1 pseudogene is annotated in these 245 nt (G+C 55.5%); it reads right to left on the bottom strand.

Features of this window, described 5'->3' with window-relative positions:
- Positions 1-245 (bottom strand): annotated as a pseudogene (locus tag B2R17_RS27965) (hypothetical protein); the annotation flags it as partial.

The following is a 245-nucleotide window of genomic DNA, read 5'->3' as shown; positions in this document are numbered from 1 at the left end:
GCGTTGTTGCTGGTGTAGACGATCAGAGTGTTGTCCATCATCGTGCCGCTTCCTTCGGGCACGCTGTCGAGTTTCTCCATGATCCGGACCAGCATGCGGCTGTTGTACTGCCGGATCTTGATCCAAATTGGATTGTCGGGTTGATCCATGTGGCCCAAGTTGTGGCCTTGCTGTTCGATGCCCAGTCCTTTCCAAGCACCGAAGATTTCGCCGCGTCCGGAACCGATCGTCAGCGTGTTGGTGAT

It is taken from the genome of Rhodopirellula sp. UBA1907 (genome assembly GCF_002337565.1).
In the GTDB taxonomy this organism is placed as follows: domain Bacteria; phylum Planctomycetota; class Planctomycetia; order Pirellulales; family Pirellulaceae; genus Rhodopirellula; species Rhodopirellula europaea.
The sequence above is the reverse complement of the archived record's forward strand: the minus strand, read 5'-3'. Positions and strand labels throughout refer to the sequence as shown.